22 protein-coding genes and 1 riboswitch are annotated in these 25,733 nt (G+C 72.6%); of the genes, 12 read left to right on the top strand and 10 right to left on the bottom strand.

Annotated features, from left to right (window positions below; genetic code table 11):
* Positions 1-121: 121 nt before the first annotated feature.
* The gene (locus tag AC07FJ_RS10395) at positions 122-1,486 is read left to right on the top strand and encodes a Kelch repeat-containing protein (protein ID WP_479047403.1); all 1,365 of its coding nucleotides are present in this window, start codon (positions 122-124) and stop codon (positions 1,484-1,486) included.
* Positions 1,487-1,493: 7 nt separating this feature from the next.
* Here AC07FJ_RS10395 and AC07FJ_RS10390 read toward each other — a convergent pair whose 3' ends face one another.
* From AC07FJ_RS10390 to glgX, 3 genes are all read right to left on the bottom strand, one after another.
* Positions 1,494-3,404: an ABC transporter ATP-binding protein gene (locus AC07FJ_RS10390; protein WP_479048293.1), complete on the bottom strand. Its 1,911-nt coding sequence runs from the start codon at positions 3,402-3,404 to the stop codon at positions 1,494-1,496.
* Positions 3,401-5,176: an ABC transporter ATP-binding protein gene (locus AC07FJ_RS10385; RefSeq protein WP_479047400.1), complete on the bottom strand. Its 1,776-nt coding sequence runs from the start codon at positions 5,174-5,176 to the stop codon at positions 3,401-3,403. The genes AC07FJ_RS10390 and AC07FJ_RS10385 overlap by 4 nt, the downstream gene beginning before the upstream one ends.
* 81 nt (positions 5,177-5,257) lie before the next feature.
* Entirely contained in the window at positions 5,258-7,507 is a 2,250-nt protein-coding gene (gene glgX / locus AC07FJ_RS10380) for a glycogen debranching protein GlgX (protein ID WP_479047397.1), read from the bottom strand.
* A gap of 304 nt (positions 7,508-7,811) precedes the next feature.
* Between glgX and AC07FJ_RS10375 the strand changes: the two genes are divergently transcribed.
* The 5 genes from AC07FJ_RS10375 to AC07FJ_RS10355 all read left to right on the top strand — a co-directional run bounded on the left by AC07FJ_RS10375 (position 7,812) and on the right by AC07FJ_RS10355 (position 13,750).
* Positions 7,812-9,062, top strand: a complete 1,251-nt coding sequence (locus AC07FJ_RS10375; RefSeq protein WP_479047394.1) for a L,D-transpeptidase — start codon at positions 7,812-7,814, stop codon at positions 9,060-9,062.
* 210 nt (positions 9,063-9,272) lie between these two features.
* Complete coding sequence (locus AC07FJ_RS10370; protein WP_479047391.1) at positions 9,273-10,535, top strand: L,D-transpeptidase; 1,263 nt, start codon at positions 9,273-9,275, stop codon at positions 10,533-10,535.
* Positions 10,536-10,632: 97 nt separating this feature from the next.
* Positions 10,633-11,400: an enoyl-CoA hydratase/isomerase family protein gene (locus tag AC07FJ_RS10365; RefSeq protein WP_355358588.1), complete on the top strand. Its 768-nt coding sequence runs from the start codon at positions 10,633-10,635 to the stop codon at positions 11,398-11,400.
* 268 nt (positions 11,401-11,668) lie between these two features.
* Positions 11,669-12,172: an ATP-binding protein gene (locus AC07FJ_RS10360; protein WP_361418749.1), complete on the top strand. Its 504-nt coding sequence runs from the start codon at positions 11,669-11,671 to the stop codon at positions 12,170-12,172.
* A 375-nt stretch (positions 12,173-12,547) separates the two neighbouring features.
* Complete coding sequence (locus AC07FJ_RS10355; protein ID WP_479047388.1) at positions 12,548-13,750, top strand: YncE family protein; 1,203 nt, start codon at positions 12,548-12,550, stop codon at positions 13,748-13,750.
* 7 nt (positions 13,751-13,757) lie between these two features.
* On the opposite strand, the gene AC07FJ_RS10350 is transcribed toward AC07FJ_RS10355, so the two are convergent.
* A complete protein-coding gene (locus tag AC07FJ_RS10350) occupies positions 13,758-14,396 on the bottom strand; it encodes an N-acetyltransferase (RefSeq protein WP_479047385.1) in 639 nt (212 codons plus the stop codon).
* Positions 14,397-14,490: 94 nt separating this feature from the next.
* Between AC07FJ_RS10350 and AC07FJ_RS10345 the strand changes: the two genes are divergently transcribed.
* The gene (locus AC07FJ_RS10345; protein ID WP_355358579.1) at positions 14,491-14,706 is read left to right on the top strand and encodes an EF-hand domain-containing protein; all 216 of its coding nucleotides are present in this window, start codon (positions 14,491-14,493) and stop codon (positions 14,704-14,706) included.
* The gene (locus tag AC07FJ_RS10340) at positions 14,703-15,689 is read left to right on the top strand and encodes a CopD family protein (RefSeq protein ID WP_479047382.1); all 987 of its coding nucleotides are present in this window, start codon (positions 14,703-14,705) and stop codon (positions 15,687-15,689) included. Before AC07FJ_RS10345 ends, AC07FJ_RS10340 begins: the two co-directional genes overlap by 4 nt.
* A gap of 122 nt (positions 15,690-15,811) precedes the next feature.
* Here the strand turns inward: AC07FJ_RS10340 and AC07FJ_RS10335 are convergent, their stop codons facing one another.
* From AC07FJ_RS10335 to gcvT, 4 genes are all read right to left on the bottom strand, one after another.
* Positions 15,812-17,182, bottom strand: coding sequence for an L-serine ammonia-lyase (locus AC07FJ_RS10335; RefSeq protein ID WP_479047380.1), 1,371 nt, complete (start codon positions 17,180-17,182; stop codon positions 15,812-15,814).
* Positions 17,183-17,357: 175 nt separating this feature from the next.
* Positions 17,358-18,617, bottom strand: coding sequence for a serine hydroxymethyltransferase (glyA, locus tag AC07FJ_RS10330; RefSeq protein ID WP_361418731.1), 1,260 nt, complete (start codon positions 18,615-18,617; stop codon positions 17,358-17,360).
* 13 nt (positions 18,618-18,630) lie between these two features.
* Positions 18,631-19,008 carry a glycine cleavage system protein GcvH gene (gene gcvH, locus AC07FJ_RS10325; protein ID WP_479047377.1) on the bottom strand — a complete coding sequence of 126 codons (378 nt, stop codon included), beginning with the start codon at positions 19,006-19,008 and terminating at the stop codon, positions 18,631-18,633.
* 67 nt (positions 19,009-19,075) lie between these two features.
* Complete coding sequence (gene gcvT, locus AC07FJ_RS10320; RefSeq protein WP_479047374.1) at positions 19,076-20,242, bottom strand: glycine cleavage system aminomethyltransferase GcvT; 1,167 nt, start codon at positions 20,240-20,242, stop codon at positions 19,076-19,078.
* Between the two features lie 143 nt (positions 20,243-20,385).
* Positions 20,386-20,478: riboswitch (glycine riboswitch) on the bottom strand.
* A 156-nt stretch (positions 20,479-20,634) separates the two neighbouring features.
* On the opposite strand from gcvT, the gene AC07FJ_RS10315 reads away from it, so the two are divergent.
* Positions 20,635-21,357 carry an AAA family ATPase gene (locus AC07FJ_RS10315; protein WP_479047371.1) on the top strand — a complete coding sequence of 241 codons (723 nt, stop codon included), beginning with the start codon at positions 20,635-20,637 and terminating at the stop codon, positions 21,355-21,357.
* A 61-nt stretch (positions 21,358-21,418) separates the two neighbouring features.
* A complete protein-coding gene (locus tag AC07FJ_RS10310) occupies positions 21,419-22,153 on the top strand; it encodes an enhanced serine sensitivity protein SseB (protein ID WP_468285011.1) in 735 nt (244 codons plus the stop codon).
* Between the two features lie 46 nt (positions 22,154-22,199).
* On the opposite strand, the gene AC07FJ_RS10305 is transcribed toward AC07FJ_RS10310, so the two are convergent.
* Positions 22,200-22,634 (bottom strand): DUF6010 family protein, encoded by a 435-nt coding sequence (locus tag AC07FJ_RS10305; protein ID WP_479047368.1) that lies wholly within the window; start codon positions 22,632-22,634, stop codon positions 22,200-22,202.
* 256 nt (positions 22,635-22,890) lie between these two features.
* Between AC07FJ_RS10305 and AC07FJ_RS10300 the strand changes: the two genes are divergently transcribed.
* A complete protein-coding gene (locus AC07FJ_RS10300; protein ID WP_479047365.1) occupies positions 22,891-23,910 on the top strand; it encodes a GlxA family transcriptional regulator in 1,020 nt (339 codons plus the stop codon).
* An 85-nt stretch (positions 23,911-23,995) separates the two neighbouring features.
* Entirely contained in the window at positions 23,996-24,778 is a 783-nt protein-coding gene (locus AC07FJ_RS10295; protein ID WP_479047362.1) for an enhanced serine sensitivity protein SseB C-terminal domain-containing protein, read from the top strand.
* Between the two features lie 69 nt (positions 24,779-24,847).
* On the opposite strand, the gene AC07FJ_RS10290 is transcribed toward AC07FJ_RS10295, so the two are convergent.
* Positions 24,848-25,612 (bottom strand): zinc metalloprotease, encoded by a 765-nt coding sequence (locus AC07FJ_RS10290; RefSeq protein WP_479047359.1) that lies wholly within the window; start codon positions 25,610-25,612, stop codon positions 24,848-24,850.
* Positions 25,613-25,733 lie beyond the last annotated feature (121 nt).

Raw genomic sequence — 25,733 nt, 5'->3', positions numbered from 1 at the left:
CGTCTTCCGGCCGCACCGCGTCAGTCGTTCGGTCGCCGCCCGCCCCGCGTGTCGGGGGGCGCGATGTCTTAATGGTCCCGAATGCCCCATCAGAACGTCGGAACAGAAGGCAGGGATCAAGGTGCGGATCTTCTCCAGAGGCCCCGGGCGTACGCCCAGCGGACGGCGTCGGCGGCGGTGGCTCCTCGCCGCCGCCGTGACGTCCGCGCTCACCGCCTCCGTTTCCCCGGCGCACGCCGACGGCGGCGACTGGGTGCCCGTCCCCGACATGAAGCTCGCCCGCACGGGACACGGCACCACCACGGCGCCCTGCCCCGACGCCGTCGGCGCCCTCGGGGACGGCCAGTGCGTGTACGTCGTCGGCGGCCACCCCCTCGAAGCGGCGCTCTCGCTCCACGCGTACAGCCCCGAAAAGCGCACCTGGGCGAAGCTGCCCTCGATGACCGTGGGCCGCTCCGGCCTCGCGGCCGCCACCGCGCCCTGCCCCGGAGGCGTCAAGGCGCTGCGCGGCACCTGCGTGTACGCGGTCGGCGGTACCAACGGCGGCGGCTCCCTCACCACGGTCGAGGCGTACAGCCCGGCCACCAACACATGGGCGACCGTCCCCGGGATGAAGAGCGCCCGCGCCTTCCTCGGCGCGGCGACCGCAGCGTGCCCGCCCGGCGAGACGTCCCTGCGCGGCCTGTGCGTGTACGCCGTCGGCGGCGCGGCCCGCAGCGGGTCGGCGGCCGGCGGCACGAGCGCGGCCGGCCACGCCGCGGCCCAGGCCGCCGCCAAGGGCACCGGCACGGGCACGGCCCCCGCGAAGACCCCGGCATCCGCGTCCGCCAAGGACCCGGCCCCGGACAAGGACCCCGCCCCGGGCACCGGCACCGGCTCCGGCCAGGGGGCCCACGTCCCCGGCACCGGCTCCGGCAGCACCGTCACCACCCTCGCCACCGTCGAGGCGTACAGCCCCGCCACCAACACCTGGACGACGCTGCCCCAGCTCCCCAGCCCCCGCCGCAGCCTGGGCGTCACCGCCGCGACCTGCCCCCGCGCCGTGATCTCCACCGCGCCGTCCTGCGTGTACGCCGTCGGCGGCACCGGCGCCGACACCGCCGAGCCCCTGAGCACCGTCGAGGTCTTCGACCCCGAGTCCCGCGCCTGGGTGAAGCTCCCTTCGACCCCGACCGCCCGCCGCGCCATGGGCGTGACGTCCGGCCCGTGCCCGGGCTCCACCTCGATGGTCGGCACCACGTGCGTGTACGGCATCGGCGGGTCGCCCTCCACCCAGATGACCGCGGTCGCCACCACGGAGATCTTCGCCCCGCGCACCAACAGCTGGTCGGCCGTCCCGTCCCTCCCGGAGGCGCGCTTCGGCTTCGGCGCCACCGCCGCACCCTGCTCCGACGACGTCGCCCATACCTGTCTCTACGCCCCCGGCGGCATGGCCGGCACGACCCCGAGCGCCCACACCTCGGCCTTCGACGTGTCGCGCCTCTAAGAGGGTTTCACCCCACCACGCTGTCCCGCCACGCGCGGTGCAGGTCCGCGAAGCGGCCCTCGCCCGCGATGAGTTCGGCCGGCGGGCCGTCCTCCACGATGCGGCCCGCCTCCATCACCAGCACGCGGTCGGCGATCTCCACCGTGGAGAGGCGGTGGGCGATCACCACCGCCGTGCGGCCGTTCAGCACCGTGTCCATCGCGCGCTGCACGGCCCGCTCGCCCGGGATGTCGAGGGAGCTGGTCGCCTCGTCCAGGATCAGCACCGCCGGGTCGGCGAGCAGGGCGCGGGCGAAGGAGACCAGCTGCCGCTGGCCCGCCGAGATGCGCCCGCCCCGCTTGCGTACGTCGGTGTCGTAGCCGTCCGGCAGGGCCGCGATGAAGTCGTGGGCGCCGATCGCCTTCGCGGCCCGCTCGATCTCCTCGCGGCTCGCGTCCGGGCGGCCCAGGGCGATGTTCTCCGCGACCGTCCCGGAGAACAGGAACGCCTCCTGCGTCACCATCACCACGCCGCGCCGCAGCTCGGCGTTGGCCAGCCGGCGCAGGTCGACGCCGTCGAGGAGGACCCGGCCGTCCGTCGGGTCGTAGAAGCGGGCCAGCAGCTTCGCGAGCGTCGACTTGCCCGCGCCCGTCGCGCCGACCACCGCGACCGTCTGCCCCGCCGGGATCGTCAGGTCGAAGCGCGGCAGCACCTCGCCGCCCGTGCGGTACGCGAACCGGACGCCGTCGAAGACCACCTCCCGGCCCGGGCTTTCCGACCGCGACGGCGGCAGGGCGCGCGGCGCGGCGGGCTCCGGGACCGTGGGGGTCTGGGCGAGCAGCCCGGCGATCTTCTCCAGCGACGCGGCCGCCGACTGGTACGAGTTCAGGAACATCGCCAGCCGGTCGATCGGGTCGTACAGCCGGCGCACGTACAGCACGGCCGCCGCCAGCACCCCCAGCGCCAGCGTGCCGTCCGCCACCCGGTACGCGCCCCACAGGACCATGCCCGCGACCGCCGTGTTGGCGACCAGGCGCGAGCCGACGACATAGCGGGCCATCTCCAGGATCGCGTCGCCGTTGCGCCGCTCGTGGCGGTGGTTCAGCTCACCGAAGCGCGCGTCGTTGGCCCGCTCGCGGCGGAACGCCCGCACCGGCCGGATGCCGTTCATCGTCTCGGCGAACTGCACGATCACCGACGAGATCGCGGTGGACCGCGCGCTGAACGCGACCGCCGCGCGCCGCTGGTAGAGCCGTACGAGCAGGTACAGCGGGACGAAGGAGGCGACGGCCACGGCGCCCATGCCCAGGTCCAGCCAGAGCAGCAGCAGCGCGATGGAGACGAAGGACACGAGGACGCCGACCAGCTCCTGCAGCCCCTCGCTGAGCAGTTCGCGCAGCGCCTCGACGTCGGTCGTGGCGCGCGAGATCAGGCGGCCCGAGGTGTACCGCTCGTGGAAGTCGACGCTCAGGGCCTGCGCGTGCCGGAAGATCCGGCCCCGCAGGTCCAGCAGCACGTCCTGGTTGACCCGGGCGGACGCCCGGATGAACGCGTACTGGAGCAGCCCGGCCCCCACCGCGCACGCCGCGTACCCGGCGCCGACCGCGACCAGCGGCCCGTACGCCTCGCGCCGCAGCGCCGGCACGGCGGTGTCGATGGCGTACGCGACGAGCAGCGGTCCCGCCTGCACGGCCGCCTGCTGCACCAGCAGGAGCAGCGCGGCGACCACGACCCGCCCGCGCAGCGGCCGCAGCAGCGACCGCAGCAGCGCACCCGTCGCCCCGCGCGCGGCGGGCAGCGCGTCCCGGTCGAACGCGTCGCCGCCGCCGGGCGCCGACGGTGCCGGTGCCGACCCCGGGGCCGCCCCCGGGACCTTCGCGTCCTCGCGGGTGCCGTCCGCCGGCCTCGCGCCGTCGAGGCCCGCCTCCGTCTCCGTCACCGCGTACCGCCCCTCGTCGTCTCCGCACCCGACATCAGCCACGCGTACTCCGCGTTCGTCCGCAGCAGCTCCTGGTGCGTGCCGACCGCCGCGACGCGGCCCTCCGACAGCAGGGCCACCCGGTCGGCGAGCAGCACCGTGGAGGGCCGGTGCGCCACCACCAGGGCCGTCGTGTCGCGCAGGACCTCGCGCAGGGCCGCCTCGACCAGGCCCTCGGTGTGCACGTCCAGCGCGGACAGCGGGTCGTCCAGCACCAGGAAGCGCGGGCGGCCCACCACCGCCCGGGCCAGGGCCAGCCGCTGGCGCTGGCCGCCCGACAGGCTCAGGCCCTGCTCGCCGACCTGCGTCGCGGTGCCGTGCGGCAGCGCGCCCACGAAGTCCGCCTGGGCCACCTCCAGCGCCCGCCGCAGCTCGGCCTCGCCCGCGCCCGCCGGGCCGGCGCCCATCAGGACGTTCTCGCCGACGGTCGCCGAGAAGAGCGTCGGCTCCTCGAAGGCGACCGACACCAGCTCGCGCAGCCGCTCCCGGGGCAGGGCCGCCACCTCGACCCCGTCGAGGAGGATGCGGCCGCCCGTCACCTCGTGCAGCCTCGGCACCAGCGCGGTCAGCGTGGTCTTCCCGGAGCCGGTCGCGCCGACCAGCGCCATCGTCTCGCCGGGCCGCACCCACAGGTCGACACCGGCCAGCACCGGCGGTGCGTCGGGCGGCGCGTCCGGATAGCGGAAGGAGACGTTCTCGAAGCGCAGCCCCCCGGACGACGGGGAAGCCGGCGCGGCACCGCCGCCGTCCTCCTCGGGCTCGTCCATCACCTCGAAGTACCGGTCCGACGCCGTCGCCGCCTCCTGGCTCATCGCCAGCAGGAAGCCGATCGACTCCACCGGCCAGCGCAGCGCCAGCGCCGTCGACAGGAACGCCACCAGCGTCCCCGCCGACAGCTCCCCGTCCGCCACCCGCACGCTGCCCAGCACCAGCGCCGCGCCGATCGCCAGCTCCGGTACGACGGTGATGACGGCCCAGATGGCGGCCAGCAGCCGTGCCTTGACCAGCTCCGTACCGCGCAGCCGCCGCGCCAGCGCGCGGAACGCCCGGGCCTGGCTGCGGTGCCGCCCGAAGCCCTTGATCACCCGGATGCCGAGCACGCTCTCCTCGACGACCGTCGTCAGATCGCCCACCTGGTCCTGCGCGCGCCGCGCGGCGACCGAGTACCGCGTCTCGAACAGCGCGCACACCACGATCAGCGGCACCACCGGCACCAGCAGCACCAGCCCCAGCACCAGGTCCTGCGCCAGCAGCACCGCGCAGCCCACCAGCACCGTCACGCCGTTGACGAAGAGGAACGTCAGCGGGAACGCCAGGAACATCCGCAGCAGCGACAGGTCCGTCGTCGCCCGCGACAGCAGCTGTCCCGACGCCCACCGGTCGTGGAACGCCACCGGCAGCCGCTGCACATGCCGGTACAGGTCGGCGCGCATCGCCGCCTCCACCCCGGCCAGCGGCCGCGCCACCAGCCACCGCCGCAGCCCGAACAGCGCGGCCTCCGCGATGCCGAGCCCCAGCACCACCAGGGCCCCCAGCCACACCCCGTCCGGATCGCGCTCCGTCACCGGACCGTCCACGATCCACTTCAGGACGAGCGGGATGACCAGGCTCAGACAGGACGCCACCACGGCGACGAGGGCGGCGACGGACAGCCGCGCCCGGACCGGCCGCACGTACGGCCACAGGCGCAGCAACGAGCGCACGCTCGAACGGTTGGTCTCATGGTCAGCCATCAGCACCGAGCCTACGGTTCACCACTGACATCGCTCGCCTGGTTTTCGGCCGACCGGCCCTGGATCAGGCCTGCTTCCGCATCACTCCCGGACGCGCAGCAGCAGCACCGACCTCGGCGGGACCGTCAGGGCACCGCCACCCTCGTGCACCGTCCCCGGCGCCTCCGCCTGGTCCTCCCGCGAGGTGTCCACCACCAGCTCGTACGACGCGGCCCACGGCGGGCCGGGCAGCCGGAAGTCCAGCGGGTCGGCGGCCGCGTGCAGGATCGCCAGGAAGCTGTCGTCGGTGACCGGCTCCCCGCGCGCGTCGCGGCCCGGGATGTCCCGGCCCGACAGGTACAGGCCGATCGTCGCGGTCCGCGCGTACCAGTCCCCCTCCGTCATCTCCTCGCCCCGCGCGGTGAACCACGCCAGGTCCCGCAGCCCGTCCGCCGCCTGTGGCCGGCCCGAGAAGAACGCCCGGCGCCGCAGCACCGGATGGGTGTGGCGCAGTTCCAGCAGCCGGGTCGTCAGCTCCAGCAGACCGCGCGGTCCCGGCTGCTCCGGCAGCGACCAGTCGACCCAGCCGAGCTCGTTGTCCTGGCAGTAGGCGTTGTTGTTGCCCCCCTGCGTACGGCCCATCTCGTCGCCCGCGACCAGCATCGGCACGCCCGTCGACAGCAGCAGCGTGGTGAGCAGGTTCCGCAGCTGCCGGCGCCGCAGCGCGTTGACCCCCTCGTCGTCGGTCTCGCCCTCCGCGCCGCAGTTCCAGGACCGGTTGTCGTTCGTGCCGTCCCGGTTGCCCTCGCCGTTCGCCTCGTTGTGCTTCCGCTCGTACGAGACGAGGTCGCGCAGCGTGAAGCCGTCGTGCGCGGTGACGAAGTTGATGGAGGCGTACGGACGCCGCCCGCCCCACGCGTACAGGTCGCTGGACCCGGACAGCCGGTAGCCCATCTCCCGCACGTCCGGCAGGGCGCCGCGCCAGAAGTCCCGCACCGCGTCCCGGTAGCGGTCGTTCCACTCCGCCCACAGCGGCGGGAAGGCGCCCACCTGGTAGCCGCCGCTGCCCACGTCCCACGGCTCGGCGATCAGCTTCACCCGCCGCAGCACCGGATCCTGGGCGATCGTCGCGAGGAACGGCGACAGCATGTCGACGTCGTGCATGGAGCGGGCCAGCGCCGCCGCCAGGTCGAAGCGGAAGCCGTCCACGCCCATCTCGGTGACCCAGTAGCGCAGCGAGTCGGTGATCAGGCGCAGCACGTGCGGCTGCACCACGTGGAGGGTGTTGCCGCAGCCCGTGTAGTCGGCGTACCGGCGGGGGTCGGCGGCCAGCCGGTAGTAGCCGCGGTTGTCGATGCCGCGCAGCGACAGCATCGGGCCCAGCTCGCTCGCCTCGGCGGTGTGGTTGTACACCACGTCGAGGATGACCTCGATGCCCGCGGCGTGGAGCGCCTTCACCATCCGCTTGAACTCGCCGACCTGCTGCCCGGCCGTGCCGGACGCGCTGTACGCGGCGTGCGGCGCGAAGTAGCCGATGGAGTTGTAGCCCCAGTAGTTCCGCAGCCCCCGCCGCAGCAGGTGGTCCTCGTGCGCGAACTGGTGCACCGGCAGCAGCTCCACCGCCGTCACCCCGAGCCGTACGAGGTGCTCGATCGCGGCCGGATGGGCGAGGCCCGCGTACGTGCCGCGCAGCTCCTCCGGGATGCCCGGGTGGCGCCGGGTGAAGCCCTTCACGTGCAGCTCGTAGATGACCGAGTCCGCCCACGGCGTCTTCGGCCGCCGGTCGTCCGCCCAGTCGTCGTCATCGTGGACGACCACGCCCTTGGGGACGTGCGGCGCGGAGTCGCGGTCGTCGCGCACGGTGTCGGCGACGTGCTGGTCCGGCCAGTCCCGTACGTGCCCGTACACCTCCGCCGGCAGGGCGAAGTCACCGTCCACCGCGCGCGCGTACGGGTCCAGCAGCAGCTTCGCCGGGTTCCAGCGCGCCCCCGTCCACGGGTCCCAGCGCCCGTGCACCCGGAAGCCGTACCGCTGCCCGGGCCGTACGCCCGGCACGAAGCCGTGCCAGATCTGGTGGGTCAGCTCGGTCAGCGCGGAGCGCCGCTCCGTGCCGTCCTCGTCGAACAGGCAGAGTTCCACCGCCTCCGCGCCGCCCGCCCACAGGGCGAAGTTCGTTCCGGCGACGCCGTCCGGCCCCACCCGGAACCGCGCCCCCAGCGGCGTCGGCGCCCCCGGCCACACCGGTGGCCCCGGGGCCGTCCTATGGCGCCCGTTCAGCTCGCGTACCACTCGCGGCGCACCGTGCGCGCTCCGCGCACGCCGCACCGCCTCCTGCTCCGCTGCGCTCGACACCTGCGGCCTCCCGCGGCTCCCCTTTTTTAAGGGCTCGGTTCTCCTCCAGGGCGCCTAAGACGGTGTCGACGGTCGATCGTGCTCGGTTCCTCGTTCCTCGGAACCTCCGCGCGTTCTCCCTTTCGACACCGCCACGCCCTTTCGGCTCACTCGCCCCGGCTTCCGGACCATGTGCGGACGAGCCGCGGCGTCCCGGCCGCGGCTCGTCCGCACATGGTCCTCCACCTGTTCTGCCCGCAGGGCCCGGCTCCCAACATGGCCCGCACCGACGTTTCCCCTGGAGGCCGCACTCGTTGGGCGCATCGTGAAACACGTACTGAGACGGGCAGGGCTCGGCACGGCCGCGGCCGTGACATGGGCAGGACTGGTGGCGGGGCTGGTGGCGGGCCTGGCGGCCTGCACCGCAGGCGCCTCGCTGGACCTCGGCGTCGGGGACAAGGCCCGGGCGCCCGGTGACACCATCCGGGTGACCCCGGAGGACGGCGCCAAGGGCGTCGCGCCGGACGGCCGCCTGGAGGTGCGCGTGCCCAGCGGCCGGCTGGAGCGCGTCCGGGTGAGGAAGGTCGAGGACGACCGGCCGGCCGAGGTGCCCGGCTCGCTCTCCGAGGACGGGCTGCGCTGGCGCCCCGCGCCCGGCACGCGCCTGGAGCTGGCGGCCAAGTACAGCGTGGACGCCGTCGCGCTGGACGGGCACGGCCGTCGCTCGGCGCGGCACTCCACCTTCACCACCCTGGTCCCCGAGCACCGCTTCATCGGCTACTTCAAGCCCGAGAACCGCTCCGTCGTCGGCACCGGGATGATCGTCTCCTTCGGCTTCAACCGCCCCATCGAGAACCGCGCCGCCGTCGAGCGGGCCATCCGGGTCACCGCCCGGCCGCCGGTCGAGGTGGCGGGCCACTGGTTCGGCAAGGACCGGCTGGACTTCCGGCCGCGCGCGTACTGGAAGCCGGGCACGCGGGTCACCGTCGAGCTGCGGCTGCGCGACGTCGAGGCGGCGCCCGGCGTGTACGGCATCCAGCACAAGACGGTGGGCTTCACCATCGGCCGCTCCCAGGTGTCCCGGGTGGACGCCGAGGAGCACACCATGGAGGTGCGGCGCGACGGCCGGCTCGTCACCACGCTGCCCATCACGGCCGGGGCGCCCAAGACGACCACGTACAACGGCAAGATGGTGGTCAGCGAGCTCTTCGACGTGACGCGGATGAACGGCGCCACGGTCGGTTTCACGGACAAGAAGACCGGCAAGGGCGAGTACGACATCAAGGACGTGCCGCACGCGATGCGGCTGACCGACTCGGGGACCTTCCTGCACGGCAACTACTGGGCCCCGGCGTCGACGTTCGGCGCGGCGAACGTCAGCCACGGCTGCGTGGGCCTGCGCGATGTGAAGGGCGGCAGTCCGGACACCCCGGCGGGCTGGTTCTTCGACCGCACCCTGATCGGCGACGTGGTGGAAGTCGTCAACTCCCGCGACCGCACGGTCGCCGCCCACAACGGTCTGGGAGGCTGGAACATGGACTGGAAGCGCTGGAAGGCGGGCTCCGCGCTGTCCTGAGTGCTCCCCGCACCCCCGACTTCACCCCCGACCGCCCGAGCGCGCCCCGCATGGCCCGTTCACGTCCTGGACAAGTTGGGACTGAACGGTGACATTCGAGGGCGCTTCGTGGTGCCCGCGATGTGATTATCTAACGCGGTGCGCGCGGTTGAAGCGCGCGGGGGTGCGGGCCGTGGCGGTGCCAGGCCGGTGCGAGGGGAGAACACCACAGTGAACGGGCAGCCGATATCGGGGGCATCGGCCGGAGCGGGCGGCACGCGCCGCACGGGCACGGGCAAGCGCAAGGGCACGGCCCTCCTCATGGGGGCGTTGCTGCTGCTGGCGACGGCGTGCGGGGGCGGCGGCTCCGACAGCGGCGGCGGCAAGGGCGGGGACAAGAAGCAGGACGCGGCCGCGGTGGGGAACGCGGCCTCGCAGGCGGTCGTCACCGTCACGCCCAAGGACGGCGCCGCGTCGGTCGCCACCAGCGGGGCCCTGAAGGTCACCGCCGAGAAGGGCAAGCTGACCACGGTCACGGTCGCCGACTCCAAGGGCAACCAGGTCGAGGGCAAGCTGGCCGCCGACGGCACCAGCTGGGAGCCGGTCCGGCACCTGGCCTCCGGCACCAAGTACAAGGTGCACGCGATCGCCAAGGACGCCGACGGCCGTGAGTCCGCCAAGGACACCACGTTCACCACCCTCGTCCCGAAGAACACCTTCATCGGCCACTACACGCCGGAGGACGGCTCGACCGTCGGCGTCGGCATGCCGGTCTCGATCAACTTCACCCGCGGCATCACCAACCCGGAGGCCGTCGAGAAGGCCATCAAGGTGACCGCCGTGCCGTCCGTGCCCATCGAGGGCCACTGGTTCGGCAACGACCGCCTCGACTTCCGTCCCGAGAACTACTGGGCCGCGGGCACCAAGGTGACCGTGAAGCTGGACCTGGACGGCGTCGAGGGCCGCCCGGGCGTGTACGGCAAGCAGTCCAAGACGGTGACCTTCACCATCGGCCGCAGCCAGGTCTCCACGGTCGACGCGAGCGAGAAGACCATGAAGGTCGTCCGCGACGGCAAGCTCATCAAGACCATCCCGATCACCGCGGGCGCGCCGTCGACGACGACGTACAACGGCCAGATGGTCATCAGCGAGAAGTACAAGGTGACCCGGATGAACGGCGCCACCGTGGGCTTCGGCGGCGAGTACGACATCAAGGACGTGCCGCACGCCATGCGTCTGTCGACGTCCGGCACCTTCGTCCACGGCAACTACTGGGCGTCCAGCTCCACCTTCGGCTCGGCCAACGTCAGCCACGGCTGCGTGGGTCTGCGCGACGCACGCGGCGCGGGCGACCCGAACACCCCGGCGGCCTGGTTCTACGACAACTCCCTCATCGGTGACGTGGTCATCGTGAAGAACTCCAAGGACAAGCAGATCAAGCCGGACAACGGCCTCAACGGCTGGAACATGTCCTGGTCGGAGTGGATCAAGTAAGCCCGATCGGGTAACCCCCCGCCCCTGGGGCCCGGTGCCGCGGAAGTGACCGACGGCACCGGGCCCCTTGCCGTTAACGGGCACTAACCTTCCCTGCATGACAGTCACACTCGAAGTCTCCGAAGGCGTCGGCACCCTCCGCCTGGACCGCCCGCCGATGAACGCGCTGGACATCGCCACGCAGGACCGCCTGCGCGAGCTCGCGGAGGAGGCCGCCCGCCGCGACGACGTGCGGGCGGTGGTGCTGTACGGCGGCGAGAAGGTGTTCGCGGCCGGTGCGGACATCAAGGAGATGCAGGCGATGGACCACGCGGCCATGGTGCTGCGCTCCAAGGCCCTCCAGGACTCCTTCACGGCCGTCGCCCGCATCCCCAAGCCCGTCGTCGCCGCCGTCACCGGGTACGCGCTCGGCGGCGGCTGCGAGCTGGCCCTGTGCGCCGACTTCCGGATCGCCGGCGAGAACGCCAAGCTGGGCCAGCCCGAGATCCTGCTCGGCCTCATCCCGGGCGCGGGCGGTACACAGCGCCTGGCCCGGCTCGTCGGCCCGTCGAAGGCCAAGGACCTGATCTTCACGGGCCGTCACGTGAAGGCGGACGAGGCGCTGGCGATCGGGCTCGTGGACCGTGTCGTCCCCGCGGCCGAGGTGTACGAGCAGGCGCACGCGTGGGCCGCGAAGCTCGCGCAGGGCCCGGCGCTGGCGCTGCGCGCCGCCAAGGAGTCCGTCGACGCGGGTCTGGAGACGGACATCGACACGGGCCTGACCATCGAACGCAACTGGTTCGCCGGGCTGTTCGCCACCGAGGACCGGGAGCGCGGTATGCGCAGCTTCGTGGAGGAAGGTCCCGGTAAGGCCAAGTTCCTCTGAGCACAGGCCTGTTGCGGTCTGCCGTCGTTCCGGGGCCTCGCGTGTCAGCCGTGTGGGTGGTTTGACGGAGAGGTGGACGGGCCCGGGGGTATGCCCCGGGCCCCGTTCGCCGGGCGGGTGTGACCTGCGTCACCGCAGGTCACACGCCACATGGGAGATCTTTATGCCGAAGGCATATGCCAAGAGTGGTCTCCGGGGTCGCCGCCGGGAACGGACCGATTCCCCGGGAACGCCCCCGCGGCGGCGGCCGGGCGGCCATGATGGGGGCATGGCGGGGTTGGAAGGTGTGGAGCAACCACGGCAGCGCGGCAGCGCCACCGCCGCGCGGTGGGTGCCGGTCGCGGACGACGAAGAGGCGCTCAAGGCGCTGGAGCTGTTCGGCAATCCGACGGAGGACGAGGTGCGGCTGCCGTCCCTGCCGGAGTCGGCGGCCACGGCCCGCCGGCTCACGCAGTGCGTCGTCCTGCGGCAGTGGGCGCTCGGCCCGCAGATCGCCGAGCACGCGATCCTGCTCGTCTCCGAACTCGTCGGCAACGCCGTCCGCCACACCGGGGCCCGCGTCTTCGGCCTGCGGATGCTGCGGCGGCGCGGCTGGATCCGGATCGAGGTCCGCGACCCCTCGCGCGGGCTGCCCTGTCTGATGCCGGTGCGCGAGATGGACACCAGTGGGCGCGGGCTCTTCCTCGTCGACAAGCTCTCCGACCGGTGGGGCGTCGACCTGCTCCCGCGCGGCAAGACCACCTGGTTCGAGATGCGCGTCTCGGACCGGTGAACACCGCGAGCGCGCACCGCGAGCACACACGAGGAAAGCCCCCTCGCGCCGTGATGCGGCGCCGCGGGGGCTTTCTCGTGGAGCGCCGTGAACGGGGAGTGGGGTGTGCCCACGGCGCGTATGCGACCTCGCCCGGGTCAATGGGGGTCGTGTGCACCGACTATGGCAGACGGGGGGCCTTGTCGCCAAACGACCCTACCGGCCCAATAGTGTGTAAATCGGGACATCGGGCGACGGAAACGCAGGTGAGGTAGGCCACCCGCCTTCCAAACCATGAATAAATATGGGTCACGCTGTTTGATTCCTCGGCGACTCGCCCGCATCCCGGCTTTCCCCCATCGTTACGACCCGCCCCGCCCGCGCCATACATGTCGCGTGACGACCCTCTCGCAGCGATCGAAGAGCCTCCTCGCGGCCGCCGCGCTCGCCGTGCTCGCGGCCCTCGCCGGCTGTGCCGGCGCCGGCACCGACCGCACCGAGGCGCGGTCGACGAAGGCCGCCCCGCCCGCCGCCGTACCGAAGGCCAAGGCGAAGGCGAAGGCCGCGGGTGGACTCCCCGGCATGCCGCCGCTCCTCGACCCGAAGGACGTCTACGCGGCCGACCGCCCGAACCGGCTCTCGCCGGTGGTCAAGGGCTTCCCGTCCCGCGTGTACGTGCCCAACACGAACTCCAACACGGTCTCGGTCATCGACCCGAAGACGTACAAGGTCATCGAGACGATCAAGGTCGGCGTCCAGCCGCAGCACGTCGTGCCGTCGTGGGACCTCAAGACGCTCTGGGTGAACAACAACCGCGGCCACACCCTCACCCCCATCGACCCGCGCACCGGCGTCGCGGGCAAGCCGGTCGAGGTCCACGACCCGTACAACCTCTACTTCACGCCGAACGGCAAGTACGCCGTCGTCATGGCCTCCCTCGACCGCGAGCTCGTCTTCCGCGACCCGCACACCATGGAGCGCGTCCACACCGAGCCCGTCTCCTGCTACGGCGTCAACCACGCCGACTTCTCCGCCGACGGCCGGTACTTCATCGTCTCGTGCGAGTTCTCCGGCGAGCTCCTCAAGGTCGACACCGAGAAGATGAAGGTGATCGGCCAGCAGCGGCTGCCCTTCCGGGGCGCCATGCCGCAGGACGTGAAGCTCTCCCCGGACGGCAAGACCTTCTACATCGCCGACATGATGGCCCACGGCATGTGGGTGCTGAACGGCGACACCTTCGCCCCGCCGAAACTGCTGCCGACCGGCAAGGGCTGCCACGGCCTCTACGTCTCGCGCGACTCCAAGGAGATGTACGTCTCCAACCGGGGCGAGGGCTCCGTCTCCGTCTACGACTTCGCGCGCGGCACGCTCACCAAGAAGTGGCACCTGCCGGACGGCGGCTCACCCGACATGGGCGGCGTCTCCGCCGACGGCAAGGTGCTGTGGCTGTCCGGGCGGTACGACTCCGAGGTGTACGCGATCGACACGACGACCGGCAAGCAGCTCGCCCGCATCCCGGTCGGCGGCGGCCCGCACGGCCTGGCGGTCTACCCGCAGCCCGGCCGCTACTCGCTCGGCCACACCGGCGTCTTCCGCTGACCGCCTCTCAGGCGGCGATGAACAGCGCCTCCGAGCCGACCGGGCGGTAGCCCGCCGCCTGGAAGGCGCGCACGCTGCGGGCGTTGCCCGGCGACTGCTGGGCCCACACCGCCGCGCCCGGCACCAGACGGCGGGCCGCGACGGCGAGGGCCGTGCCCAGGCCGCCGCCGCGCGCCTCCTCGTCGACCTCGACCGCCGCCTCCCAGCGCCCGGCGACACCCCGCCCGAGAATCACCACGCCGCCGTCGGCCGCCCAGACGCGTACGTCGTCGCGGAACTTCCACGCGCGCGCGACGCGGGGGTGGTCGGGGTCGACGATCTCCCGCAGGGCGAGCTCCGGGGCGCCGGGCAGGGCGGGGGCGACCGTCAGCAGGTCGACGGTGTTCATGTGGCGGCCGGTACGGGCCAGGACCGCCGCCAGGAACACCGGGTTCATGGTCGCGGCCAGCGGGTCGCTCGCGGTGGCCGCGAGGGTGGCGCGGATCCAGTCCGGATCCTCCTCCGTGAAGACCACCGAGTGCGCGGTGAAGGCCAGCACCCCGGCGTCCCGGACGTTCGGCTGCGGGACCACCGTCACCGAGCCGTCGGCCGGCGGGAAGTGCCCGCGCGCCGCCGCCGCCAGGATCTCCGCCACTGCGTCGTTCATGCGTTCCATGGTGCCGTACGGCCCCCGGACCGGGTGCACGAGCCGTCCCGATAATCTGACCGGCGTCAGTTATGCACCAAGAAGGGGTGGACCTGTGGCGGACATCGAGTCGGCGCGCAAGGCATTCGAGCGGTTCGACGTGAACGGGGACGGGCTGATCTCGGCCGCCGAGTACAAGAGCGTCATGGCGCAGCTCGGCGACTTCAACGTCACCGAGACGGTCGCCCAGGCCGTCATCAACAACCAGGACGGCGACGGCGACGGCCTGCTCACCTTCGACGAGTTCTGGGCGCACCTCAACAAGGCGTGACCGTCCGCTCTCCCGACGGCGCCGTCCGGCGATCCGGGCGGCGCCGTACGCGTACGGCGCTCCTCGCCGGCGCGGGCACGCTCGTCGCGCTCGCGGTCGCCCTGTACGGCGCCCGCGCCGCCGCGCACGGCACCGGAGAGCTGCGCATCCCGGCCCCCGGGGCCACCACCCTGCTGCGCGCCGTCGTCTTCGCCGCCCTCGCCGTGCACCTCGGAGAGCTCGCCGGTGCCCGGCTCGTCGGAGAGGGGCCCAGGCCCCGGTCGTGGGCGGTGTGGGCGGCGCTCGGCGGGGCCGCCGCCTCGGCCGGGCAGATCGTGCTGCTGGCCGCGGTGAGCGACCTCGACCTCACCGCCGCGTACGGCACCCGCGAGGGCGGGCTGCTGCTCCTCATGGCGAACGGCTTCGCCCTGGCGGCCGCCTGCGCCGCCTCCGGTCGTGTCCGCGCCCGGCCCCTCTGGGCGCTCGTGCCGCTCGCCCTGGTGATCGGCGCCGAAGCGCTGCGCGCGCACCCGGAGCCGTACACACCCGAGCTCGGCACGGCGCTCACCGTGGTCCACCTCACCGCCGGGTCCCTGTGGGTCGGCGGTCTGCTGTACGTGCTGCGCGTGGCGCACCTGCGCGGCGGCGGCGTACGGGGCGCCCGCGAGGCCCTGACGCGATACGCGCGCCTCGCCGGCTGGCTCTACGCGGCGCTCGCCGCCACCGGAACCTGCTCCACGCTGCGGCGCCTGCCCGCCGACGTCGTGCTCTCCAGCGCGTACGGCAGGGTGCTGATCGCCAAGCTCGCCCTGGTCGCGGTGGCGAGCGCCCTGGCGCTGACCGCCCGCCGCCGCATGCTCCGCCGCCGGGCCCGGCACGCCGGCGACGCGACGGGCCCCGCCCGCGCCGAGCTGGCGGTGCTCGCGGGGGTCGTGGTGGTGTCCGCGCTGCTGACGGTGGTGCCCGACCCGCACTGGATCAGCACCCGGCTCACCCTGCAGTGAGGAACAGTGATCACAGGTGGCCTAAAACAGCCACCCCAGACCGACTGCGTGCCGGTGAACTGAGGATGACGACCGTGAGGGCCCCGGCCGGGGCCCTCACGCTCGTGCGGCCGGCCCGCGGCTCAGCACTCGATGATGTTCACCGCGAGGCCGCCGCGCGCGGTCTCCTTGTACTTGACCGACATGTCGGCGCCCGTCTCCTTCATGGTCTTGATGACCTTGTCCAGGGAGACCTTGTGGCTGCCGTCGCCGCGCATCGCCATCCGCGCCGCCGTCACGGCCTTGACCGCCGCCATGCCGTTGCGCTCGATGCACGGGATCTGGACCAGGCCGCCCACCGGGTCGCAGGTCAGGCCCAGGTTGTGCTCCATGCCGATCTCGGCGGCGTTCTCCACCTGCTCCGGGCTGCCGCCCAGCACCTCGGCGAGCGCCCCGGCCGCCATCGAGCAGGCCGAACCGACCTCGCCCTGGCAGCCGACCTCGGCGCCGGAGATGGAGGCGTTCTCCTTGAAGAGCATGCCGATCGCGCCCGCCGCCAGCAGGAAGCGGACCACGCCCTCCTCGTCGGCGCCCGGCACGAAGTTCATGTAGTAGTGCAGGACCGCCGGGATGATGCCGGCGGCGCCGTTCGTCGGCGCGGTGACGACGCGGCCGCCCGCGGCGTTCTCCTCGTTCACGGCCATCGCGTACAGCGTGATCCACTCCATGGAGAGGGCCTGCGCGTCGCCCTCGGAGCGCAGCTTGCGCGCGGTGTTCGCGGCGCGGCGGCGCACCTTCAGGCCGCCCGGCAGGATGCCCTCGCGGGACATGCCGCGGTCCACGCACGCCTGCATGACGCGCCAGATCTCCAGCAGGCCCGCGCGGATCTCGTCCTCGGTGCGCCAGGCCTTCTCGTTCTCCAGCATCAGCGCGGAGATCGACAGGCCGGTCTCCCTGGTGAGGCGCAGCAGCTCGTCACCGGTGCGGAAGGGGTACTTCAGCACGGTGTCGTCGGGGACGATCGGGTTCTCGCCCTCCACCGCGTCCTCGTCGACGACGAAGCCGCCGCCCACCGAGTAGTACGTCTTCTCCAGCAGCGTCGCGCCCTCGGCGTCGTACGCCCACAGGGTCATGCCGTTGGCGTGGTACGGCAGCGCCTTGCGGCGGTGCAGGATCAGGTCGGCGTCGAAGTCGAAGGCGATCTCGTGGACGCCCAGCAGGCTGATGCGCCCGCCGCTCTTGATCCGCTCCACCTGCTCGTCGGCGGTCTCGACGTTCACCGTGCGCGGCGAGTTGCCCTCCAGGCCCAGCAGGACCGCCTTGGGGGTGCCGTGGCCGTGGCCGGTGGCGCCCAGGGAGCCGTACAGCTCGGCGCGTATCGAGGCGGTGTGGGCGAGCAGGCCCTCGTTCTTCAGCCGGCGGGCGAACATCCGGGCGGCGCGCATGGGGCCGACCGTGTGGGAGCTGGACGGGCCGATGCCGATCGAGAACAGGTCGAAGACCGAGATGGCCACGGGGGACTCCTTGTGTGGAAGACGTCGCTGTCTGCCGGGGTGGTGCAGGGACAACGCGGGGTGGGGCGGGTGGGGCGTGAGCGGGGGCAAGAGACGGGGCACCGCACTCACTGTTCAGTGTGCGCGGTGCCCCGCAGTTCAGTCTGTTGCGTACGTTACGTAACGCTTGAAGAGTTTACAGACCGGGGTAAAGCGGGTGCTTCTCGGCGAGCGCGGTGACCCGGGCCTTGAGCGCGGCCGCGTCGTAGTCCGGCTTCAGCGTCTCGGCGATGATGTCGGCGACCTCGCGGAAGTCCTCGGCCTGGAAACCGCGGGTGGCCAGGGCCGGGGTGCCGATCCGCAGGCCCGAGGTGACCATCGGGGGCCGGGGGTCGTTCGGGATGGCGTTGCGGTTGACCGTGATGCCGACCTCGTGGAGCCGGTCCTCGGCCTGCTGGCCGTCCAGCTCGCTGTTGCGCAGGTCGACCAGGACCAGGTGCACGTCCGTACCGCCGGTCAGGACCGAGACGCCGTGCTCGGTGACGTCCGGCTGGACCAGGCGCTCGGCCAGGATGCGCGCGCCGTCCAGGGTGCGCTGCTGGCGCTCCTTGAACTCCTCGCTCGCGGCGACCTTGAACGCCACGGCCTTGGCGGCGATCACGTGCTCCAGCGGACCGCCCTGCTGGCCGGGGAAGACCGCGGAGTTGATCTTCTTGGCGAGCTCGGCCGTCGACAGGATCACACCACCGCGCGGGCCGCCCAGCGTCTTGTGCGTCGTCGTCGTGACCACGTGGGCGTGCGGCACCGGCGAGGGGTGCAGACCGGCCGCGACCAGGCCCGCGAAGTGCGCCATGTCGACCATGAGGTACGCGCCGACCTCGTCCGCGACGCGGCGGAAGGCGGCGAAGTCCAGCTGGCGCGGGTAGGCGGACCAGCCGGCCACGATCAGCTTCGGCTTGTGCTCCTTGGCGAGGCGCTCGACCTCGGCCATGTCGACCTGGCCGGTCTTGTCGTCGACGTGGTACGCGACGACGTTGTAGAGCTTGCCGGAGAAGTTGATCTTCATGCCGTGGGTCAGGTGCCCGCCGTGCGCGAGGTTCAGACCCATGATCGTGTCGCCCGGCTTGAGCAGCGCGAACATCGCGGCGGCGTTCGCCTGGGCGCCGGAGTGCGGCTGCACGTTGGCGTGCTCGGCGCCGAAGAGCGCCTTGATGCGGTCGATGGCGATCTGCTCGACCACGTCGACGTGCTCGCAGCCGCCGTAGTAGCGGCGGCCGGGGTAGCCCTCGGCGTACTTGTTGGTCAGGACCGAGCCCTGGGCCTCCATGACCGCGACCGGAGCGAAGTTCTCCGAGGCGATCATTTCCAGGGTGGACTGCTGGCGGTGGAGCTCGGCGTCGACGGCGGCGGCGACGTCCGGGTCCAGCTCGTGGAGAGGGGTGTTGAGAAGCGACATCGGGAAGGGGTCCTTACTCGCCGGAGAACTCGGTGTACTCGTCGGCGGAGAGCAGGCCCTCCGGCTCCTCCGCGACGCGTACCTTGAAGAGCCAGCCGCCCTCGAACGGTGCGGTGTTCACCAGCGAAGGGTCGGCCACGACGTCCTCGTTGATCTCCGTCACCTCGCCGGTCACCGGCGAGTACAGGTCGCTGACGGACTTGGTCGACTCCAGCTCACCGCAGGTCTCGTTCGCGGTCACGGTCTCGCCGACCGCCGGGAGCTGGACGAACACCACGTCGCCGAGCGCGTTCGCCGCGTGCTCCGTGATGCCGACCGTCGACACGCCGTCCTCGGCGGCCGACAGCCACTCGTGCTCCTTGCTGTAGCGCAGCTGCTGGGGGTTGCTCATGACTGGGATTCTCCTGTACGCGGGGGAGTGCTGGTGAACGGGGGACTGGTCCGGAAGGGGCCGGAGGTCACTTCTGGCGCTTGTAGAACGGAAGCGCCACGACCTCGTACGGCTCATGGGTACCGCGGATGTCGACACCGACGCCCGCCGTGCCCGGCGCGGCGTACGCGGCGTCCACGTACGCCATGGCGATCGGCTTGCCCAGCGTCGGGGACGGGGCGCCGGAGGTGACCTCGCCGACGACCTCGCCCTCGGAGACCACCCGCATCCCGGCGCGCGGGATACGGCGGCCCTCGGCGACCAGGCCGACGAGCTTGCGCGGCGGGGCGATCTGCGCCCGCTCGGCGGCCGCCTCCAGCGCCTCCCGGCCCACGAAGTCGCCCTCCTTCTCGAACTTGACCACCCGGCCGAGGCCCGCGTCGAAGGGGGTGAGGGCGGTCGTCAGCTCGTGCCCGTACAGCGGCATGCCCGCCTCCAGGCGCAGCGTGTCGCGGCAGGACAGGCCGCAGGGGATCAGGCCGGCCGGGGCGCCGGCCTCCGTCAGCGCCTGCCAGAGCTTCTCCGCGTGCTGAGGCTCCACGAACAGCTCGAAGCCGTCCTCGCCCGTGTAGCCGGTGCGGGCGATCAGCGCGGGCACGCCCGCGACGGTGCCCGGCAGCCCCGCGTAGTACTTCAGCCCGTCCAGGTCCGCGTCGGTGAGCGACTTCAGGATGCCGGGGGACTCCGGGCCCTGGACCGCGATCAGGGCGTACGCGTCCCGGTCGTCGCGTACGACGGCGTCGAAGCCCGCCGCCCGCTCGGTGAGGGCGTCCAGCACCACCTGGGCGTTGGAGGCGTTGGCGACGACCATGTACTCCTGCTCCTGGAGCCGGTACACGATCAGGTCGTCGAGGATCCCGCCGTCCTCCTGGCAGATCATGGTGTAGCGGGCGCGGCCGACACCGACGCCGCCGATGTTGCCGACGAGCGCGAAGTCGAGGAGGGCGGCGGCCTGCGGGCCCGTGACCGTGATCTCGCCCATGTGGGACAGGTCGAAGAGGCCGGCCTGCGTGCGGACGGCGTTGTGCTCGTCGCGCTCGCTGCCGTACCGCAGCGGCATGTCCCAGCCCGCGAAGTCGGTCATGGTCGCGCCGAGCGCCCGATGCACGGCCAGGAGGGGGGAGCGGCGCGAAGCGCCTTCCGCTGGGGTGGTGGCGGGTGACGGGTGGGGGGTGAGGCGGGGGGAAGTGCTCATGGATAGGGCTCCCAGGGCATGGCTCGAAGACGGTCCTCCCCATCTGTCATCGGAACCTGAGAGGTTCACCGTGACCGTACGGGGACGGCCTTCGGCTTGCACCTTGGGTGGAGCCGCCGTGGCGGCCCGCTTTTCAGATCTGCCTCATCCACGCGGTACGGGGCCTGAGAGATTCAAGGGAGGAACTTGCTCCTTCGGCGCCCGGGCGGGACCCGGGACTCTCCCGCGCGGATTCAAGCGGCCGGTATGCGGTTGTACGCACCTGCGTGCGGTGGCGCGCACATCATTGCACGCGGGGTCTCATCGGCAAATCGCTTGTGCCTTATTACCCTTTCTTTACACTTCTTGGGCAAGGGTCGGGGAAGGCCGAGCCCGAGCAGGGGGAGTACGCGATGAGGTTCCAGCGGACAGGTGCCTGCGCGGCCACCGGTGCGGTGAGCGGCGCGATGACCGGCGCCGTGCCCGGCGCGGTGAGCGGCGCCGCGACGGGCGCCGTGACCGGTGTGGGCGCGGTCGCCGTGCCCGCGCCCGCCCGCCCGCCCGCGCCCGTGCTGCGCGACCTGCGGGACCGCGCCGGGCGCTGCCCGCGCGAGCTGGGCTTCGCCGCCGGCGACCTGGTGGTCGTCTCCGGCCTGCCCGGCAGCGGCAAGTCCACCCTGATCGCCCGCGCGGCCGAGGGACGCGGCATAGATTCCCAGGACGCCCGCGAGCGGTGGGAGCGCCGCATGCCGCGCCTCCTGCCGTACGCGGTCTACCGCCCCCTCGTCCGGATCGCCCACTACGCCGGCCTGCGGCGCGCCCTGCGCTCCGGCGAGAGCGTCGTCGTCCACGACTGCGGCACCCAGGCGTGGGTCCGGCGCTGGCTGGCCCGCGAGGCCCGGCGGCGCGGGCGCGCCCTGCACCTGGTCCTGCTGGACGTCACACCCCAGGCGGCCCGCGAGGGCCAGCGGGAGCGGGGCCGGGGCGTCTCCGGATACGCCTTCGCGCGGCACCGCAGGGCGGTGGGGCGGCTGGTGCGGGACGCCGAGAAGGGCGTGCTGCCCGGCGGCTGCGCGTCCGCCGTCCTGCTCGACCGGCCGGCGGCGACGGCGCTGACCCGTATCACGTTCGGCTGAGCCGGGCGGTTAGGGTGCCCTGAACAAGCGCCGCACGGGTGGGAAGGACGAGGGGACACCAGTGGACACCGCATGGCCGGCCAATGAGCTCGAAGAGGTGCTCGCCGCCTCGCTCGGCAACCCCGCCGCCGGACCCCGGCTCGTCGAGGTCCTGGGCCGCAGCCCCCTGTGGATCCCGCTCCCCAAGGGCGGCGGCCCCGACAGCCCGGACCTCGACCTGCCCACGCTGGAGCTGGACGGCCAGGCGTACGTCCCCGTCTTCAGTTCCGAGCAGCAGTTCCTGCGGTGCGTCGGGCCCCACATGTCGTACACCGTCGCCCCCGCCGTCGAGTTCGCGCGCGGTCTGCCCCCGCAGCTCGGCATCGCCGTCAACCCCGGCGGAGCCGTGGGCGCACCCCTGCCGCCTCCGGCCGTCGCCGAGCTGTGCCGGGTGGGCCGTACGCCGCTGGACGGGCCCGCGAGCGGCGCCCGGGTGCGGCTGTTCGAGCCCGACTGGCAGGAGGACCCGGTCGACTTCCTCGCCGCGGCGGCCGCCGAGTTCGAGGCCACCGGCACCGTGCTCACCGCCCGCCGGGCCCTCGCCTCCATCGAGGGCGGCGCCCCCACGCTCTTCGTCGGCGTCCAGCTCTCCTCCTGGGAGGGCGCGGACCGCACCGTACCGATGGACGCCCTCGGCCGGGCGCTCGGCCGCGTGGCGGTGCCCTGGCCGGTCAACCTGGTCCTGCTCGACATCGCGCAGGACCCGGTGGGCGACTGGATGCTGGACAAAGTGCGGCCGTTCTACCAGCGGCCTTAGCTTGTTCGTCATCGGGACCGGGGGCATGAGCCGAGAGCTCGCAGCTTCAGTTCCCGGTCGGCTCGGACTTGTTCCACACCCTCTTCACGCCGCCTCCGAGCAGCCTCCGGACCTTGATCAGGGAAGGCCCTCCGCGGAAGCACCACAGGGCGATGACCGGATCACAGATGGCACATGCCAGGGATGCGTCGTGGTAGAACGGCAGGATCGGATGGCCCTTGAGGTGGTGGGCCATGTCCCAGGCCGTGTGGAGCAGCCAGCCGACGCCGATGAAGGCCCAGGAGTCCAGGCCGCGGTAGGCGACATAGGCCATGAGTGCGACGAAGGGGATCTCCCACGGGCCGAATCCGCCCCCGCTCAGATAGGCAGCGCCGGCTCCGCCCACCATGATCGCGTTGAAGCGGCGTCGGTGCGGTTCTCTGATCAGGGACATCAGCAGGCAGTAGATGATGCCGACGATCACCGGTGACACGAGGTTCATGAGGGGATGACTTCTTCCTTCACGTCGGCTGCTCCGGGGTGGCCTGGCGTTCGCCGGTGACCTTCGAAGACGGAAGGCGGCCGGCCGGCGATGCTCCGAAGTCAACCGGCTTCCCGGGTCCTCGCCCAGTGGCACTGGTGACACGTTTCGACGGAATAGTGCCAACACCTTCTCGAAGGGCGTGAACTGCGATGACATGGAGCTTCCGGAAGGGCGGCCCAGGTCCGTCAAGCTGATGGGGAGGCAGGTACCGGCCATGCATACGGTCGCCGTTCTCGCGTTGGATCGGGTGATCCCGTTCGACCTGTCCACCCCGATCGAGGTCTTCTCCCGGACCCGCCTGCCGGACGGGCGGCCCGGCTACCAGGTCCGGGTGTGCGCCGAGCGCGACGAGGTCGACGCCGGAGCCTTCGTCCTGCGCGCCCCCTGGGGTCTAGAGGGCCTTCAGGGCGCGGACACGATCATCGTGCCGGGCGTCACCGATCTCGCCGCCCCGCTCTCTCCCGCCGTGCACGACGCGCTGCGGTCGGCCGCTGCCGTCGGCACCCGGATCGCGTCCATCTGCGTGGGCACCTTCCCCTTGGCCGCCACCGGGCTCCTCGACGGGCTGCGCGTCACGACCCACTGGCGCGCGGCCGGTCTTCTGGCCGCCACTCACCCGGACATCGACGTCGACCCGGACGTCCTCTACGTCGACAACGGCCAGTTGCTCACCTCGGCCGGTGCCGCGGCGGGTATGGACCTGTGTCTGCACATGATCCGCCGTGACTACGGCTCGGCCGTCGCCGCCGACGCCGCACGCCTGTCAGTGATGCCTCTCGAACGGGAAGGCGGACAGGCGCAGTTCATCGTCCACGATCACGCACCCACACCGCAGGGCTCCGAACTCGAGGTGCTGCTCACCTGGCTACAGGAGAACCTGGCCCGCGACCTGCCCCTCGCCGACATCGCCGAGCGGGCCGGGACCAGCACCCGAACCCTGATCCGGCGCTTCCGCGACCAGACCGGCACCACCCCGCTCCAGTGGCTCCACCGAGCCCGCATCCGCCAGGCACAGCACCTGCTGGAAACCACGGAGCACTCCGTGGAGCGCATCGGCCGCCAGGTCGGCTTCGGCTCGCCGACCACTTTCCGTGACCGCTTCAAACGCACCACCGGCGTCAGCCCGCAGACCTACCGACGCACGTTCAGCCGAACAAGCACCGGGGAGCGTGCCCCCAGACGCCGCCAGGCCCGCCCTCCGGGCGGACGACGCTACTTTGCGGACACCCCCTAGGGGCGTCGTTGGACCCCGCCGGGCTCGGCCCGATCCGCGGGACACCCCCTAAGCTGGTGCGGTGGACCGAAGAGGGGGACCCAGGGTGAGCGTGCAGAGCACCACGGCGGCGGGGCCGATCGAGCAGCTGCTGAGCAACGTCACGCCCGGACGCTACGACGCGTACGAGGCGTTGCTCACGGCCCTCGCCGAGGCCCCGCTCATGATGCTGCTCTGGCACGGCCAGGCCGGCTCGCCCGACGCCCAGTACGGCAACATGGAGGTCGACGGGATGGGCTACGCGCCCTGCGTCACCTCCGCCCAGGAGCTCGCCGTCTCCGGCTGGAACCGCGCCCACGAGGTCATCACCGGCCGCGACATCGCCCGCGCGCTCTACCCCGACCGCTGGGGCGTCTGGCTCAACCCGCACGCCCCCGGTGGCGGCGTCGGCATCCCCTGGCCCGACCTCCGCCGCATCGCCACGGGCCTCGACCGGATGCCCGCGGGACCGCTCAAGCTGTCCGAACCCGGCATCCAGATCCCGCAGTTCTACGCCCTGCTCACGCAGAACGCCCACCGCACCCCGGCCGTCCGCTCCCTGCGCCGCGCCTGGGTCCAGCCCGCGCTCGGCTCGCCGTACCTCGCCATCGGCCTCGACCTGTACGACACGAGCCAGGCCTCGGTCGACGCGGTCCGCGCGATGATGCGCGAGTCGATCGTGGCGGTGCCGGACGGGCTGCCCGTCTCGACGGTCGCCATGTCCGACGAGTACGACCCCGTCACCCTGTGGCTGCGCGCCAACGCGCGCCCGTTCTACGACCGCGAGGCCCACGCGACGGCGCCGATGCTCCCGGGCGGCGGCTACGGCTACCCCCCGCGCGGCGCCTGACGGCCACCGCGCGCGAGGGGCACCGCGCCGGGCGGGGGGAGGCCCGGCGCGGTGCGGCACGTCCGGCTGTCAGGTGCCGGGCTTGGGGTAGAGCAGGTTCAGCACGCCGAAGTCGTCCGAGGACGGGTGCTGCGGGAACTCGGGTACGGACAGGCAGCTGTTGGTCGACCCGTTGTGGTCGAGACCGAGCGCGTGCCCCATCTCGTGGCAGGCGACGCTGCGCCGGGCCGCGTAGGTGTTGGGGGTGATCTGGTCGTTGAGCTTGACGGTGACCGACCCGTCGACGAAGTAGCCGCCGGACGTCGTCGCCTCGGTCAGTCCGTACCATTCGCTGCCGTAACTGCCGCTGTACACGTGGACGCAGTGACGGCCGCCCCCGGGGCACCCTGCCGTGTGCCAGCGGTAGTACGCGTCGATGCCGGGCGCCTGGTACCAGTCGACCCGGGCGTCCGTCACCGGCCAGGAGTCGCTGGTGTGGTCGAGGAAGTACACCTGCGGGTCGTTGAACGGCCCGTAGGCCCATTTGGCCCCGCACCACGCGGACGCGGTGCCGACGTAGGGCGCGCAGCCGAACGCGCCGATGCCGGTCTTGCCGGTCTTGCCGTCGGCGTCCTGCACCCCGCGGACGCCCTGCCGCCGCAGGCTGGCCCGCAGCTGGTCCGCGCTGACGCCGGGCGCGGGGTCGTACACCGCCGTGTAGGTGGTCCCGTCCGCTCGCGGCTGGACGACGTAGACGGCGTCGTCGTGGGACGCCTGGGCGGCGACCCGCTCCGCGGGGGCGCTCGGCCGGGCCTGCCCGACGGGTGCGGAGAGCGCCATGACGAGCGTGGTCACGGCCAGTGCGAGGGCAGCTCTCGATCTTCGTAACACGTCACGTTCCCCCTGCCGCCGGCGACCGGCCCCACCGCCCGGTGCGGCGGGATCGTGAACGGTCACGGGCAAGACCGGGCAAGCA

It is taken from the genome of Streptomyces sp. NPDC045998 (assembly GCF_056430285.1).
Note: the sequence above shows the minus strand (reverse complement) of the source record. Positions and strands in the feature narration are given on the sequence as shown.